The sequence below is a fragment of the Streptomyces sp. NPDC058274 genome, assembly GCF_042881375.1.
Lineage (GTDB): Bacteria > Actinomycetota > Actinomycetes > Streptomycetales > Streptomycetaceae > Streptomyces.
Genome location: NZ_JBHVXW010000026.1, coordinates 77,413 through 92,052, shown reverse-complemented (window position 1 = coordinate 92,052; position 14,640 = coordinate 77,413). Strand labels below are relative to the sequence as shown.

13 protein-coding genes are annotated in these 14,640 nt (G+C 70.0%); 8 read left to right on the top strand and 5 right to left on the bottom strand.

Annotation, left to right across the window (positions count from 1 at the left end; all coding sequences use genetic code 11):
* The first annotated feature begins 37 nt into the window (after positions 1 to 37).
* From ACFVYF_RS34975 to ACFVYF_RS34965, 3 genes are all read left to right on the top strand, one after another.
* Complete coding sequence (locus ACFVYF_RS34975) at positions 38 to 721, top strand: ABC transporter ATP-binding protein (RefSeq protein ID WP_389461964.1); 684 nt, start codon at positions 38 to 40, stop codon at positions 719 to 721.
* 219 nt (positions 722 to 940) lie between these two features.
* Positions 941 to 4,258, top strand: coding sequence for a S8 family serine peptidase (locus ACFVYF_RS34970; protein WP_389461963.1), 3,318 nt, complete (start codon positions 941 to 943; stop codon positions 4,256 to 4,258).
* Positions 4,259 to 4,375: 117 nt separating this feature from the next.
* Entirely contained in the window at positions 4,376 to 5,146 is a 771-nt protein-coding gene (locus ACFVYF_RS34965; RefSeq protein ID WP_389461961.1) for a group II truncated hemoglobin, read from the top strand.
* A gap of 92 nt (positions 5,147 to 5,238) precedes the next feature.
* Here ACFVYF_RS34965 and ACFVYF_RS34960 read toward each other — a convergent pair whose 3' ends face one another.
* Entirely contained in the window at positions 5,239 to 6,147 is a 909-nt protein-coding gene (locus ACFVYF_RS34960) for a helix-turn-helix domain-containing protein (RefSeq protein ID WP_389461958.1), read from the bottom strand.
* Between the two features lie 171 nt (positions 6,148 to 6,318).
* Between ACFVYF_RS34960 and ACFVYF_RS34955 the strand changes: the two genes are divergently transcribed.
* Positions 6,319 to 7,359, top strand: a complete 1,041-nt coding sequence (locus tag ACFVYF_RS34955) for an NAD(P)-dependent alcohol dehydrogenase (RefSeq protein WP_389461956.1) — start codon at positions 6,319 to 6,321, stop codon at positions 7,357 to 7,359.
* A 28-nt stretch (positions 7,360 to 7,387) separates the two neighbouring features.
* On the opposite strand, the gene ACFVYF_RS34950 is transcribed toward ACFVYF_RS34955, so the two are convergent.
* From ACFVYF_RS34950 to ACFVYF_RS34940, 3 genes are all read right to left on the bottom strand, one after another.
* Positions 7,388 to 8,434: a FecCD family ABC transporter permease gene (locus ACFVYF_RS34950; RefSeq protein WP_389462012.1), complete on the bottom strand. Its 1,047-nt coding sequence runs from the start codon at positions 8,432 to 8,434 to the stop codon at positions 7,388 to 7,390.
* Positions 8,435 to 8,664: 230 nt separating this feature from the next.
* A complete protein-coding gene (locus tag ACFVYF_RS34945; protein WP_389461954.1) occupies positions 8,665 to 9,699 on the bottom strand; it encodes a FecCD family ABC transporter permease in 1,035 nt (344 codons plus the stop codon).
* Between the two features lie 23 nt (positions 9,700 to 9,722).
* The gene (locus tag ACFVYF_RS34940) at positions 9,723 to 10,793 is read right to left on the bottom strand and encodes an iron-siderophore ABC transporter substrate-binding protein (RefSeq protein WP_389461952.1); all 1,071 of its coding nucleotides are present in this window, start codon (positions 10,791 to 10,793) and stop codon (positions 9,723 to 9,725) included.
* Between the two features lie 250 nt (positions 10,794 to 11,043).
* Here ACFVYF_RS34940 and ACFVYF_RS34935 point away from each other — a divergent pair, with 250 nt between their 5' ends.
* A complete protein-coding gene (locus tag ACFVYF_RS34935) occupies positions 11,044 to 11,433 on the top strand; it encodes a VOC family protein (RefSeq protein WP_389461951.1) in 390 nt (129 codons plus the stop codon).
* Between the two features lie 327 nt (positions 11,434 to 11,760).
* Entirely contained in the window at positions 11,761 to 12,540 is a 780-nt protein-coding gene (locus ACFVYF_RS34930; RefSeq protein WP_389461949.1) for an MBL fold metallo-hydrolase, read from the top strand.
* A gap of 211 nt (positions 12,541 to 12,751) precedes the next feature.
* Here ACFVYF_RS34930 and ACFVYF_RS34925 read toward each other — a convergent pair whose 3' ends face one another.
* Positions 12,752 to 13,171 carry an arsenate reductase ArsC gene (locus tag ACFVYF_RS34925; RefSeq protein ID WP_389461948.1) on the bottom strand — a complete coding sequence of 140 codons (420 nt, stop codon included), beginning with the start codon at positions 13,169 to 13,171 and terminating at the stop codon, positions 12,752 to 12,754.
* Between the two features lie 47 nt (positions 13,172 to 13,218).
* Here ACFVYF_RS34925 and ACFVYF_RS34920 point away from each other — a divergent pair, with 47 nt between their 5' ends.
* Both ACFVYF_RS34920 and arsB read left to right on the top strand, forming a co-directional pair.
* Positions 13,219 to 13,527 carry an ArsR/SmtB family transcription factor gene (locus ACFVYF_RS34920; protein ID WP_389461946.1) on the top strand — a complete coding sequence of 103 codons (309 nt, stop codon included), beginning with the start codon at positions 13,219 to 13,221 and terminating at the stop codon, positions 13,525 to 13,527.
* Positions 13,524 to 14,621, top strand: coding sequence for an ACR3 family arsenite efflux transporter (gene arsB / locus ACFVYF_RS34915; protein ID WP_389461944.1), 1,098 nt, complete (start codon positions 13,524 to 13,526; stop codon positions 14,619 to 14,621). Before ACFVYF_RS34920 ends, arsB begins: the two co-directional genes overlap by 4 nt.
* Positions 14,622 to 14,640: the final 19 nt, after the last annotated feature.

Below are 14,640 nucleotides of genomic sequence, written 5' to 3'. Positions count from 1 at the left end.
GGCGCCCATCATCCTTACGCAGACCAGGAGTTGCACCATGTACGAACTCAGAGGCGTCACCAAGCGCTATACGCGGGGCAAGGAGACCGTCGACGCGCTCGCCGGCGTCGACCTCACCATCGCGGACGGCGACCGGCTCGTCATCCAGGGCCCCACCGGTGGCGGCAAGTCCACCCTCCTGCAGATGCTGGGCGGGCTCGACCGGCCGACCTCCGGGAGCGTCGACCTCGACGGCACCGACCTGGCGAAGCTGTCCGAGGCCAAGCTCACCAACGTGCGCAGCCAGAACATCGGCTTTGTCTTCCAGAGCTTCAACCTCATCCCGACGCTCACCGCGCAGGAGAACGTCGAGACCGCTCTCGTACCGCTGAAGGTGAAGGTCAAGGAGCGGCGGCAGCGGGCCGCCGACGCACTGGAGTCGGTGGGTCTCGCCGAGCGGGCCGGGCATCTGCCCGCGGAGCTGTCCGGCGGTCAGCAGCAGCGGGTCGCCATCGCCCGGGCACTGGTGAAGCAGCCGAAGGTGCTCCTCGCGGACGAACCCACCGGCAACCTCGACGAGTCCATGCGCGACGAGATCATGGACGTACTGGAGACGATGTGGAAGGAGCACGGGCTCACTTTCATCATGGTCACCCATGATTCGGCGATCGCGAAGAAGGCCCCTCGGGTCGCGACGATCCGCAAGGGAAAGATCACCGTCAAGGAGAACGCGGGCCACTGAGGTCATTCCGCCGGAACAGACCCGAGTCGTCCCTTTTGGTCGCCAAACGGAAGGAAGTAATCAACTCTTAACCCTCGTCTCACTATTGAGCACCTGATCACCCCCCGGGCATACTGCGTATACCGGGGGGTGTACGTGCACACGTGCGGGACTGCCCCCGACCGGGTGAATGGGGAATTCATCCGGAACTCATCTCCAGGGGGAGACTTGCGCAGACAAGTGAAAAGAGCATGCGCGGCCACGGTCGCCGCGGCAGCCGCCGTGGCGTTGGCGGCGGGCATGACCAGCCCGGCGTCGGCCGAGCAGACCGGCAGTGCCACGGGGGCCACGGCAGGCGACTTCACGGCCAAGCACCGCATCACCCTGATCACCGGTGACCGTGTCGTCATGGGTGCCAAGGGGCGCGTGATCGGCTTCGAGGCCGCCAAGGGCCGCGAACACATACCCGTCCAGGTGCGCAAGGCCGACGGACGCACGCTCGTCGTCCCGGCCGACGCACAGCGGCTGATCGCCACGGGCAAGCTGGACCAGCGCCTCTTCGACGTGGCCGAGCTCAACAAGGCCGCGAGCCGCAAGGCGCAGAAGCAGGGCCTGAAGCTGATCGTGGGCTACAAGGGATCCGCGACGGCCGCCAAGGCCGACGTCCGCGACGCGGGGGAGACCAAGGTCCGCCGGACCCTGAAGTCCCTGAACGCGGACGCGGTCCTCACGCCGAAGCAGGACGCGAACCAGCTGTGGGACGCGGTCACCAACGAGGGCACCGCCGCCTCCGGCATCGCCCATGTGTGGCTCGACGGCGTCCGCAAGGCCAGCCTCGACAAGTCCGTGCCGCAGATCGGCGCCCCCACCGCGTGGGCGGCGGGCTACGACGGCAAGGGCGTCAAGATCGCCGTCCTGGACACCGGTGTCGACGCGACCCACCCGGACCTCAAGGACCAGGTGCTGGAGTCGAAGAACTTCTCCACCTCGGCCGACGCGACCGACCACTTCGGTCACGGCACGCACGTCGCGTCCATCGCGGCCGGCACGGGCGCGAAGTCGAACGGCAAGTTCAAGGGTGTCGCGCCCGGCGCGAAGATCCTGAACGGCAAGGTGCTCAGCGACGAGGGCTACGGAGAGGACTCCGAGATCCTCGCGGGCATGGAGTGGGCCGCCGCGCAGGGCGCCGACGTCGTCAACCTCAGCCTGGGCGGCGGCGACACCCCCGAGATCGACCCGCTCGAAGCCGAGGTCAACAAGCTCTCGGCGGAGAAGGGCATCCTCTTCGCCATCGCCGCCGGCAACGAAGGCGAGTTCGGCGACCAGACGATCGGCTCCCCGGGCAGCGCGGCCGCCGCGCTCACCGTCGGCGCCGTCGACGACAGCGACAAGCTGGCGTCCTTCTCCAGCCGCGGCCCCGGCCTCGACGGCGCCATCAAGCCCGACGTGACCGCCCCCGGCGTGAACATCACGGCCGCCGCGGCACCGGGCAGCGTCATCGACAAGGAAGTCGGCGAGAACCCGCCCGGCTACCTGACGATCTCGGGTACGTCGATGGCGACCCCGCATGTCGCGGGCGCGGCGGCGATCCTCAAGCAGGAGCACCCGGACTGGACGTCCGCCGAGCTCAAGAGCGCGCTGACCGGCTCCGCCAAGGGCGGTAAGTACACGCCGTTCCAGCAGGGTTCGGGCCGGATCGCCGTCGACAAGGCGATCAAGCAGTCCGTGCTCGCCGAGCCGAACTCGGTCAGCTTCGGCACCCAGCAGTGGCCGCACACCGACGACACCCCGGTCACCCACAAGGTCACGTACCGCAACCTCGGCAAGACCGACGTCACGCTGAACCTGTCGGTCGCGGCCACCAACCCCAAGGGCCAGGCCGCTCCCGCCGGATTCTTCACGCTCGGCGCGAAGACGCTCACCGTCCCGGCGAACGGCAGTGCCTCCGCCGACCTCACGGTCAACAGCAAGCTCGGCGGCACCACGGACGGCGCGTACTCCGCGTACGTCACGGCGACCGGCGGCGGCCAGAGTGTCCGCACGGCGGCCGCGGTGCAGCGCGAGGTGGAGTCGTACACCGTCACGCTCAAGCACATCGACCGCGACGGCAAGCCGGCCGTGAACTACGGCACCGACCTGTCCGGTGTCTCGGGCCTCGCCACGGAGAAGTGGTTCTCGCCCTACGACGCCTCGGGCACGGTCAAGGTGCGCGTCCCCAAGGGTGGCTACATCCTGAACTCGGGTCTGTTCGTGGACCCGGAGGACTTCACCAAGGGCGCCGACTGGATCGCCCAGCCGAAGCTGAACATCGCCAAGGACACGACGATCACCGTCGACGCGCGGACCGCCAAGCCGGTGGACATCACCGTGCCCGACACCGGCGTCAAGTCGGCGTTCGCGTCCCCGGACTTCACGGTGGAGGCCGGCAACGGCAGCTACTCCTACGGCTGGTGGCTGGACTCGTACGAGAACTTCCACACCGCCCACCTCGGTCCGCAGATCACCGACGGTTCGCTCTCCCAGCAGTGGGACGCGCACTGGACCAAGGGTGACGACGCGCAGTACGACACCACCGCGGCCGCCAAGGTCAAGCAGCTCGCCACCGGCTACACCAAGCACTACAAGGCGAACGAACTGGCCACGGTGAAGACCGGACTCGGCGGCTCCACGAGCGGCAAGAAGGGCGCGGTCACCGCGTTCGGATGGCTGCCCGGCAGCTCCGGCAGCTCCGCCATCTCCATCCCGCAGGCCCTGCCCGGCACCCGGACGCTGCACCTGTCCACCGGTGGCGGCGTGAAGTGGAGCATCGACTTCGAGCAGTACGGCGGGGTCGACGCGGACGGCTTCCCGATCAGCGAGGCCTACTACACGCTCGGCAACTCCCAGGCCTTCACGGGCGGCAAGAGCTACGCGAAGGTCTTCGGCACGGCCGTCTTCGGGCCGCGGATCGGCGGCGCCTACGGCGTCTACCGCGAGGGCAACAACATCTACGGCCTCGTGCCCCTGTTCGCCGACGGCCAGACCCACGCCGGTTCCTCGCTGTTCAGCTCGGTCACCACGACCCTGTACCGCAACGGCACCAAGGTCGGCTCCAACGCCGACCCGCTCTTCGGTGAGGAGCAGTTCAAGGTCCCGGCCGGCAACGCCGAGTACAAGCTGACCACCTCGGTCAAGCGCAGTGTGAAGGTCGCCGCGGCCTCCACCCGGATCGACGCGAGCTGGACCTTCCACTCCAAGAAGGTCGACAGCGCGAAGCTGCCCGTCTCCACGGTCCGCTTCAACGCCGCCACGGGTCTGGACAGCCGCGTCGAGGCCGACAAGAAGGTCACCGTCCCGGTCACCGTCCAGGGCGCGGCCGCCGGCAGCAACCTGAAGTCGCTGGCGGTGTACGTGTCGTACGACTACGGCCAGACGTGGACCAAGGTCAACGTCAAGAACGGCAAGATCACCGTCAAGAACCCGGCGAAGGACAAGGGCATCTCCTTCCACGCCAAGATCGCCGACAAGAAGGGCAACAAGTCGACGATCTCGATCTACAACGCCTACTACGGCAAGTGAGCCGTACCGCAGGCGCGCGTCTCGCTGAGCGCTGACCGGTTTTCGCCCAGCGCTGATACGCACGACGGCCCGTCGGAAGCAGAGCTTCCGGCGGGCCGTCCGTGTTTGTGTGGGGGCATGACCGTATCGACCGTGGAATACATCCGGTACCGGATCCCCGCGCAGCAGTCCGCGGAGTTCCTGGCCGCCTACACCCGGGCCGCCGCCCAGCTCGCCGCGGCCCCGCAGTGCGTGGACTACGAACTGGCGCGCTGCGAGGAGGACTTCGAGCACTTCGTCCTGCGGATCACCTGGACCTCGACCGAGGGCCACGTCGAGGGCTTCCGCACGTCGGAGCTCTTCCCCGACTTCCTGGCCGAGATCCGCCCCTACATCGGCGACATCGAGGAGATGCGCCACTACAAGCCGACGACGGTCCGGGGTACGGGCGCCTCCGTACCCACGCTGTACGCCTGGGCGGGCGGCGCGGAGGCCTTCACCCGCCTGACCGAGGCGTTCTACGACAGGGTGCTCAAGGACGACCTCCTCGCGCCCCTGTTCGCGGAGCTGGCCCCCGAGCACGCCGCCCACGTCGCCCTCTGGCTCGGCGAGGTCTTCGGCGGGCCGCCCGCGTACTCCGAGACCCAGGGCGGACACGGCCACATGGTCGCCAAGCACCTGGGCAAGGGGATCACGGAGCCCCAGCGCAGGCGCTGGGTGAACCTCCTCCAGGACGCGGCGGACGACGCCGGTCTCCCGACCGACGCCGAGTTCCGCTCCGCGTTCGTGGCGTACGTGGAGTGGGGGACGCGGCTGGCCGTGTACTTCTCCGGCCCGGACGCGACGCCGCCCGGGGAGCAGCCGATCCCCCGCTGGACCTGGGGGTCCGCACCGCCGTACCGGGGGTGAGAGACGGGTTCCGTTGCCCTTGTTGCCCCTCGGACCCGCTTACGCGTGCCCCGCGCTCCCTGTTCCAGGGGCGCGGGGCAGCACGTGAACCCCTACTGCGAGGCGGCGCCCGCCCGGGTCGCGTCCGTGCCCCAGCTGGCCAGCAGGCGCAGCGCCTCCGCCGAGGCCGACCCCGGCTCCGCGTGATAGGTGATCAGCGCCTGCTCACTGTCGTCGGACAGCCGGAACGACTCGAACTGCAGCGCAAGGTCCCCGACCAGCGGATGCCGCAGCCGCTTCACCCCGTACGTCTTCTCCTTCACGTCATGGGTGGCCCACAGCCGCCGGAAGTCCTCGCTCTTCACGGACAACTCCCCGACCAGTGCGGACAGCTGCGGATCGTCCGGATGGCAGCCCGCGTCCATCCGCAGCAGACACACGATGTCGATCGCCTTCTGTTCCCACTCCACGAACAGCTCGCGGTACTCCGGCTTCAGGAACACCATCCGCGCCCAGTTCCGCTCGTGCGGCGGCAGCTCCGACCAGTCGCCGAAGACGGCCGCGGCCATCCGGTTCCAGACCAGGACGTCCGAGCGGCTACTGGTGATGTACGCCGGGATGCCGTCCATGGTGTCCAGGAGCTGCCGCAGCGCCCCCCGGACCTGCTGCGGACGCGCCGACTGCTTCTTCTTGTGCTGCTTGGGCTTGGCGAGGTGCGTGAGGTGCGCGTACTCGGCGTCGGTCAGCCGCAGGGCCCGCGCGATCGCGTCCAGCACCTCCGCGGACACGTTCCGGCCGTTGCCCTGTTCGAGGCGGGTGTAGTACGCGACGGAGACCCCGGCCAGCTGCGCCAGCTCCTCGCGGCGCAGCCCCGGCACCCTGCGGTGCCGGCCGAAGTCCGGCAGCCCGACGTCCTCCGGCTTCAGCCGGGCCCGGCGGGTGCGCAGGAACTCACTGAGCTCGGCACGCTGGTCCAGCGGCTGCCCCGCTGCGCCCGCGGGGAGGGGGGCCTGTTCGTCCATGCATCCAGTATTCACGGTCGTACGCCCATCAGCCTGACCCCGTCAGTAGTAGGACCAGTGAACGTAGGCAAAGCCGTGACCTGGGTGAATTCCGGGGGAAGGTGCACTGTGGATGGCGTACCCGGTCGGAAGGCGGCCGGGTACGGAACCCCTCCTGAGGAGAACCCCGGCATGACCACTTTCGCTGCTTACGCCGCCCCCGCCGCCAAGGCTCCGCTGGAGCGCACCACCATCGAGCGTCGCCCGGTCGGTCCGCACGACGTCCTGATCGAGATCAAGTTCGCCGGAATCTGCCACTCGGACATCCACCAGGTCCGCGAGGGCTGGGGCGAGGCGATCTTCCCGATGGTCCCGGGCCACGAGATCGCCGGTGTCGTCACCGAGGCCGGCTCCGGTGTCACCAAGTTCGCGGTCGGCGACCGCGTGGGCGTCGGCTGCATGGTCGACTCCTGCCGCGAGTGCGAGAACTGCAAGGCCGGCCTGGAGCAGTACTGCTCCAAGGGCAACGTCCCGACGTACAACGGCATCGGCAAGGACGGCAGGCCCACCTACGGCGGCTACTCCACGCACATCATCGTCGACGAGAACTACACCGTCCGGATCCCCGACGGACTCGCCCTCGACGAGGCCGCGCCGCTGCTCTGCGCCGGCATCACCACGTACTCCCCGCTCAAGCACTGGAACGCCGGCCCCGGCAAGAAGGTCGCCGTCCTCGGCATGGGCGGTCTCGGTCACATGGGCGTCAAGATCGCGCACGCCCTCGGCGCCGAGGTGACCGTGCTCTCGCAGTCCCTGCGCAAGCAGGAGGACGGCCTGAGGCTGGGCGCCGACCACTACTACGCGACCAGCGACCCGAAGACCTTCGAGGAGCTGGCCGGCACGTTCGACATCATCCTGTCGACGGTCTCCGCCCCGCTGGACTTCGGCGCGTTCCTCTCCCTGCTGAAGACGGACGGCGCGCTGGTGAACGTCGGCGCACCCGAGGAGCCGATCTCCCTCAACCTGTTCTCCGTGATCATGGGCCGCAAGTCCCTGTCCGGCTCGGGCATCGGCGGCATCCAGGAGACCCAGGACATGCTCGACTTCTGCGCCGAGCACGGCCTCGGGGCCGAGATCGAACTGATCAGCGCCTCCGAGATCAACGACGCGTACGAGCGGGTGCTGGCCAGTGACGTCCGCTACCGCTTCGTGATCGACAGCGCGACGATCTGACCCTCTGAACCCCGCACGGGTCCGCCCGTCAGCCGCGGCCCGACCGCCCCAGCAGCCACAGCAGATACGGCCCTCCGACCAGGGACGTGAGCGCCCCGACCGGTATCTCCAGGGGCGGCAACAGGGTGCGGGCCGCGAGATCGGCGGCGACCATCACGATCGCGCCGGTCAACGCCGAGGCGGCCGGCGGCAGTTGCGGGGTGCGGGTGAGACGGCGGGCCAGCTGCGGGGCGGTCAGCGCGACGAAGCCGATCGGACCCGCGGCGGCGGTCGCGCTCGCCGCGAGCACCACGCCGAGGGCCGTGAGGCCGAGCCGGTCACGGTGCACACGCACCCCGAGTGCCGCGGCCGTGTCGGCGTCCAGACCGAGCGGCCGCAGCGCCCTGCCCGCCCACACCAGGGCGGGCAGGGACAGGGCCAGCACCCAGCCGAGCGGCGCCGCCTGCGCCCAGCCACGCCCGTTGAGGCTGCCGGTCAGCCACAGCATGAGCTGCTCCGCGGCGGCCGGCTCGCTCTCGGTCAGATACAGCTGTACGAGGGCGGACAACGCGACGCCGATCCCGACTCCCGTCAGCACGAACCGGCTCGGCCGCATCCCGTGCCGCCAGGCCAGCGCATACACGAGCGCGGCGGCCGCGAGACCGCCGGCGACGGCGACCGCCGGGAGCGCGCCGGGCGAGGTGGCCACGCCCGTGGCGAGCGCCAGCACCGTCGCCGCGGCGGCCCCGTGCCCGACGCCGATGACATCCGGACTGGCCAGCGGATTCCGCGTCACGCTCTGCACCAGTGCCCCGGCGAGCCCGAGCGCGACGCCGACCGCCGCACCGAGCACGATGCGCGGCAGCCGCAGCTCGCCCACCACAAGGTCGTACGCCGTCGGCTGCCCGCGCAGCACCTGCCACACCTCGCCCGGAGGGACGTACGTCCGACCGGCACACGCCGACCCGAGCATCACCACGCCGAGCAGCACGAATAGCACCCCGACCACGAGGGCCGAGCGGCGGTGCAGCAGCAGCGAGACGCCGGGGAGGGGGCGGAGCACGGTGGTGCCGGGCGGCCCCGGCGGGACTTTCACCCCGACCGGAAGCGCCGGGTCCTGCGCGGTGCCGGGTTCTTCCGTCGTACTGGTCCGGGGTGTGTCCTGCGCGGTGCCGGGTTCTTCCGCCGTACTCGTCCGGGGTGCGTCCTGCACGGTCCCAGGTTCTTCCGTACCGGTCCGGGGTGCGTCCTTGTCGGTCCCGGGGTGTTCTGCCGTACGCGTGTGTGCGGGCGTGGTCCTCGCCGCACCGATGCGGGACCCGCCCTTCACGCTCCCACGTCCTTCCGTCGTACGAGCGCGATGAGCACCGGCACGCCCACGAGGGCCGTCATCACCCCGGCCGGCACCTCCGCCGGTGGCCGGACCACCCGGCCCGCCACGTCCGCGGCCGGCAACAGGCCGGCGCCGAGCAGGGCGGAGAGCGGGAGAACCCACCGGTGGCCGCCGGCGACGAGGCGGCGGGCGAGGTGCGGCACGGCAAGGCCGACGAAGGCGATCGGCCCCGCCGCGGCGACCGCGGCCGCGGTGAGCACCGTCGCACCGAGGGCCGCACACGCCCGTACGGCATGGACCCGGTGCCCCAGCGCCCGCGCCGTGTCGTCACCGAGGGCGAGGGCGTCGAGGCCGCGCGCGCAGGCCAGCACCAGCAGTGCACCGGCCGCCAGGAACGGCAGCATCCGCCCGACCGTCCCGGCGTCCCGCCCGCTGAGTGCCCCCACCTGCCAGAAGCGGAACTGGTCCAGCGTGGCCGAACTCGACGTCAGCACCACGGTGGTGGCCCCGGCCGTCATCGCCGACAGGGCGGTCCCGGCCAGCGCCAGTTTCACCGGTGAGGCGCCGCCCCGCCCGCGCGAGGCGATCGCGTACACCGCACACGCGGCGGCGACGGCCCCGGCGAACGCGTACCAGACGTATCCACCGAAGCCGTTCGCGAGGCCCAGGGAGATGGCGACGACCACCCCCGCGGCAGCGCCCTGGCTCAGCCCGAGGATGCCGGGATCGGCCAGCGGATTGCGGCTGACGGCCTGCAGCGCGGCCCCGGCCAGTCCGAGCGCGGCCCCCGCCGTCACCCCGATCGCCGTCCGCGGCATCCGCAACGACCGTACGACCAGCGCGTCCGGCGAACTCCCGCCGTGCACCAGGGCGTCGACGACGGCAGACAGCGGCACGGGCCGGGTACCGACGCAGAGACTGAGTCCGACGGCGACGAGGGCCAGGACGAGGGCGGCGAGCAGGCAGGCGGCGGACCTGGTGCGGCGCCCCACGCGGGCCGGGCTCGTCGCACGTCCCGTGTGTCGCATGGCCGACTGCCCGGTGGGGACGGTCACTTGGCGCGGTGTCCGGCGATGTCCGTCGAGAGCTGTCGTACGACGAGCCGGGCGGCGGCCGGTCCGGCGTTGAGGTACCAGGGGTCGTCGTCGACCTTCACCGCGTGGCCGGCCTCGACCGCCTTCATCGACTTCCACAACGGCCCGGCCAGTACGCTGCCCGCGTCCGTCCCCGACGCGTCTCCCTGCACCGAGTAGAAGATCCAGTCCGCGTCGGCCACATCGATGCTCTCCGCCCCGATGTCCTGCGAAATCGCCCGGAAACGCTGCGACTTGGGCCGTCCGAGCCCCATGTCGGCGGCGATCGACCCGGTGAACGAGGACACCCCGAACATCCGCGTGCGGTCGGGAGTGAAGCGCACCATCGACACCGACGTGCCGCCCAGCCCTTCGCCACCGCCGGCGGCGTCGTCCGCGATGTCGTCCAGCTCCTGCTGGGCCTGCCCGGCCTTGCCGACCGCGGCGCCCACGAGCAGCAGGTCCCGCTTCCAGTTGATGCCGTTGCCCGCCGTGACGACGGTGGGCGCGATCTTCGAGAGCTTGGCGTAGAGCTCCCCGAGCGAGTCGTTGACCAGGATCAGGTCCGGGTGGGCGGCGGCCAGCGTCTCCAGGTTGGGCGCGGTCCGCGTCCCCACGTCGGTCATCGCGGCCAGCGGCTTCTTGTCCTCGGGGAAGGCGTCGCGCAGATACTCCGGTACGAGCCCGGCGTTGTCGGCGCGGGTGGTGGCCGCCGGCACGATGCCGAGCGACAGCAGGTCGTCCAGCTGGCCGGTGCTGAGCGCGGCGATCCGGGCGGGCCGGGCGGCGATCCGGGTCTTCCCCGCGAAGTGCCCTACAGTGCGCGGGAATTGACCGTCCGCCGCGTTACCCGCGCCCATACCCTCGGCCACGGCGCTGGGCGCGACGGACGGCCCTTCGGACGCTCCGGCGACGAGATTGCGCGAACCGTCTGCCCCACCGGCGCCCTGGCCCGTACCGTCGTCCCTCCCGCCGGCCCCCGAACAGCCGACCAGCACTCCGCTGACCAGCACTCCGGCCAGGACGGCCTTCCACCGCAACGTACGCACGCCCACTCCGACCACTTGACTAAGGTAAGCCTTACCTTAACCGGTCGGACGGGTGACTGGGACTCGGGACCCAGGTCTCTGGTCGTAGAACCCCGGACCGATGGACCGATGGTGAGGGGACCGGCCGCCTGACTAGCGTGGAACCGACCCCGGACGCTCCGGTGCGTGCCGGCGTCGGCCCCACGTGCCCATGCCGGTGAGTGAGAGCGACCGCAGGACAGTGAGACGCGACCAAGAGGAGGCCTCGACGATGCCCGTCGAGCTGAACCACACGATCGTCGCCGCCCACGACAAGAAGGTCTCGGCCCAGTTCCTGGCCGACATCCTGGGACTGGAAGTCGCCCCGCAGTACGGACCGTTCATGCCCGTCCCGATCCCCAACGGGGTCACGCTCGACTACGCGGACGCAGCCGGTCCCATCACCTCGCAGCACTACGCCTTCCTGGTCTCGGAAGACGACTTCGACGAGATCTTCGCCCGCATCCGAGCGGCCGGCCTCGTGTACTGGGCGGACCCGTACCATCGCCGCCCGGGCGAGATCAACCACAACGACGGCGGCCGGGGGACGTACTTCGACGACCCGAACGGCCACAAGCTGGAAATCCTGACGAGGCCGTACGGGAGTGGAGGCGCCGCGTGACGCGGCGGTACGGGCGCGACGGTGGATCAGGCGGCGCAGCGGCGCGGAGGGCTTCGCCGGCACGGTAGGGGCGGTCGTGCTCTGATGATGCCGTGAATGTCCACGGACGGCTACGCGTGCCGCCGCTGAGCTGGGGCAATAGCTGCAAGCATGGCCACGTGGCCACGTGGTCACGTGGTCACGTGGTCACGTGGTCACGTGGCCACTTGGTCAAGTGGCCACGTGGGGGATCGGGCGGAATTCACAAGGAGGGAGGCTCCGGTGTCGTCCTCGGAGTCGATCGCACCCGTAACCGGTAGTCAGCTTCCCCTCTGCTGCACCTGTGGTGTGCAGTACGGGGCGCCGCGCTCCGACTGCCCGATCTGCCTGGACGAGCGGCAGTACGTCGGCTGGGACGGCCAGCAGTGGACCACGCTGGCCGAGTTGCGCGCCGACGGCAGGCGGGGCCGGCTGGAGGAGGAAGGCCCCGGCGTGATCGGGGTCGGTGTGGAGCCGTCCGTCGGCGTCGGCCAGCGCGCGCTGCTGATCCGCTCACCCTCCGGCAACGTGTTGTGGGACTGCGTGGGCTATTTCGATGACGATCTCGCCGTCGAGATCGAGAAACTGGGCGGGATCCGCGCGATCGGCGTCAGCCATCCGCACTTCTACGGCGCGATGACCGAGTGGGGCCGGGCCTTCGACGTTCCGGTGTACGTCCACGCCGCTGACCGTGAGTGGGTCGGGCGCCCCGATCCGGCCATCGAGTACTGGACCGGCGACACCCACGAGATCGCGCCCGGCATGACGCTGATCAACGCGGGCACGCACTTCGCCGGTGGCACCGTGCTGCACTGGGACGCTGACCCGCAGGGGCGCGGCGCGCTGTTCAGCGGCGACATCTTCCTGGTGGTCATGGACCGGCGCTGGGTCAGCTTCATGTACAGCATCCCCAACTTCATCCCGGAACGGCCGAGCACCATCCGCCGCGCCCTCGCCCTGGTCGAACCGTTCAGCTTCGAGCGCATCTACGGAGCGTTCTGGGGACGAGTCGTCGTCACCGACGGGGAGGCCGCGGTGCGACGTTCGGCGGAGCGGTACCTGCGCTTCGCGCTGGGGGAAGGGCCGTAGCGGTATCGGATCCGGTCAGGATCTCGCGGAGCCTGACGGGCGGTGCCGCTGCGCACGCCTCCCGCTTGGCGTTCACGCCTCTTGCCTGGTGCTTACGCCTCCCGCTTGGCGCTCACGCCTCCTGCCTGGTGCTTACGCCTCCCGCTTGGCGCTCACGCCTCCTGCTGGGCGCTCACGCCTCCCGCTGGGGCACACGCCACGTGCTCGGCCCTCACGCCTCCCGCTGGGCATCGATCTCGGCGATCAAGCCCTCGATACGGGTCTTGATCTCGTCGCGGATCGGGCGGACCGACTCGACTCCCTTGCCTGCCGGGTCCTCCAGCGCCCAGTCCAGATACTTCTTCCCGGGGAAGACCGGGCAGGCGTCGCCGCAACCCATCGTGATGACGTAATCGGAGGCCTGGACGGCCTCGGTGGTGAGGATCTTCGGCTTCTGGTCCGAGATGTCGATGCCGGCTTCCTGCATGGCCGCGACGGCGGACGGATTGATCTGGTCACCGGGGAGGGAGCCGGCCGAGCGGACCTCGATCCGATCGCCCGCGAGGTGAGCGAGGAATCCGGCGGCCATCTGCGAGCGCCCGGCGTTGTGGACGCAGACGAACAGAACGGAGGCGAGCGGGCTGGAGGACATGGGTTCTTCCTTGGTATCAGCCTGGAGTGATGTGACAGTATCAGCCCATGATGACGTCAGTCGACACTGATCTGATTCGGGTGCTGGCCGACCCGCTCAGGCTCCGCATCGTGACCCTGCTTGCACAAGAGACCCTCTGCACCACTCACCTGGTGGAGGAGACCGGCGCTCGGCAGACCAACCTCTCCAACCACCTGAGAGTGCTGCGCGAGGCCGGGGTCGTCGAGACGGAGCCGTGCGGGCGCTGGACCTACTACAAGCTCAAGCCCGACGTCATCGCCCAGCTCGCCGGCCAGTTCGCGGAACTGGCGGAATCCGCCCGTACCGCCAACGAGAACAAGAGGGCCTGCCCGTGACCCGCACCGAACCGCCGGCGACCGTGGAGGAATCCTCGGTCGCGGCGAAGCTCTCCACGTTGGACCGCTTCCTCGCGGTGTGGATCCTGGCCGCCATGGGTCTGGGGCTGGGTCTGGGCCGCCTCGTCCCCGGTCTGAACGACGCGCTGGCCAGAGTCGAGACAGGCGGCATCTCGCTGCCCATCGCGGCAGGCCTGCTGGTCATGATGTATCCGGTCCTGGCCAAGGTCCGCTACGACAAGCTCGACTCCGTGACGGGCGACCGAAGGCTCATGGCCTCCTCGCTGGTGATCAACTGGGTCGTCGGCCCGGCGGTGATGTTCGCGCTGGCGTGGACCTTCCTGCCGGATCTTCCGGAGTACCGCACCGGCCTGATCATCGTCGGCCTGGCCCGCTGCATCGCCATGGTCATCATCTGGAACGACCTCGCCTGCGGTGACCGCGAAGCCGCCGCCGTCCTGGTCGCGCTCAACTCCGTGTTCCAGGTGCTCGCGTTCGGCCTGCTGGGCTGGCTCTACCTCGACCTGCTCCCCGGGTGGCTGGGCCTGGGCGACGGCGAGCGCCTCGACATCTCGATGTGGAAGATCGCCCTGAACGTCGTCATCTTCCTGGGCGTCCCGCTGCTGGCCGGGTTCCTGACCCGTCGGATCGGCGAGAAGAAGCTCGGCCGGGACCGCTACGAGTCCAACTTCCTTCCGAAGATCGGCCCTTGGGCTCTGTACGGCCTGCTCTTCACGATCGTCGTCCTCTTCGCGCTGCAAGGGAAAACGATCACCTCGCAGCCGTTGGACGTGGCGCGGATCGCGCTGCCACTGCTCGTGTACTTCGCCGTGATGTTCTTCGGAACCTTCGCGCTCGGCAAGGGGCTCGGCCTCGCCTACGACCGAACGGCGACGCTCGCGTTCACCGCGGCCGGGAACAACTTCGAGCTGGCCATCGCCGTCGCCATCGCCACCTTCGGCGTCACCTCCGGCCAGGCGCTGTCAGGTGTCGTCGGCCCGCTCATCGAGGTGCCCGTGCTCATCGGCCTCGTTTACGTCGCCCTTGCGTGGCGCGGGAAGTTCACCGCCGGGACGTCGACGACGTCGGTGTGACGTGCGCCGTGGACGTGGT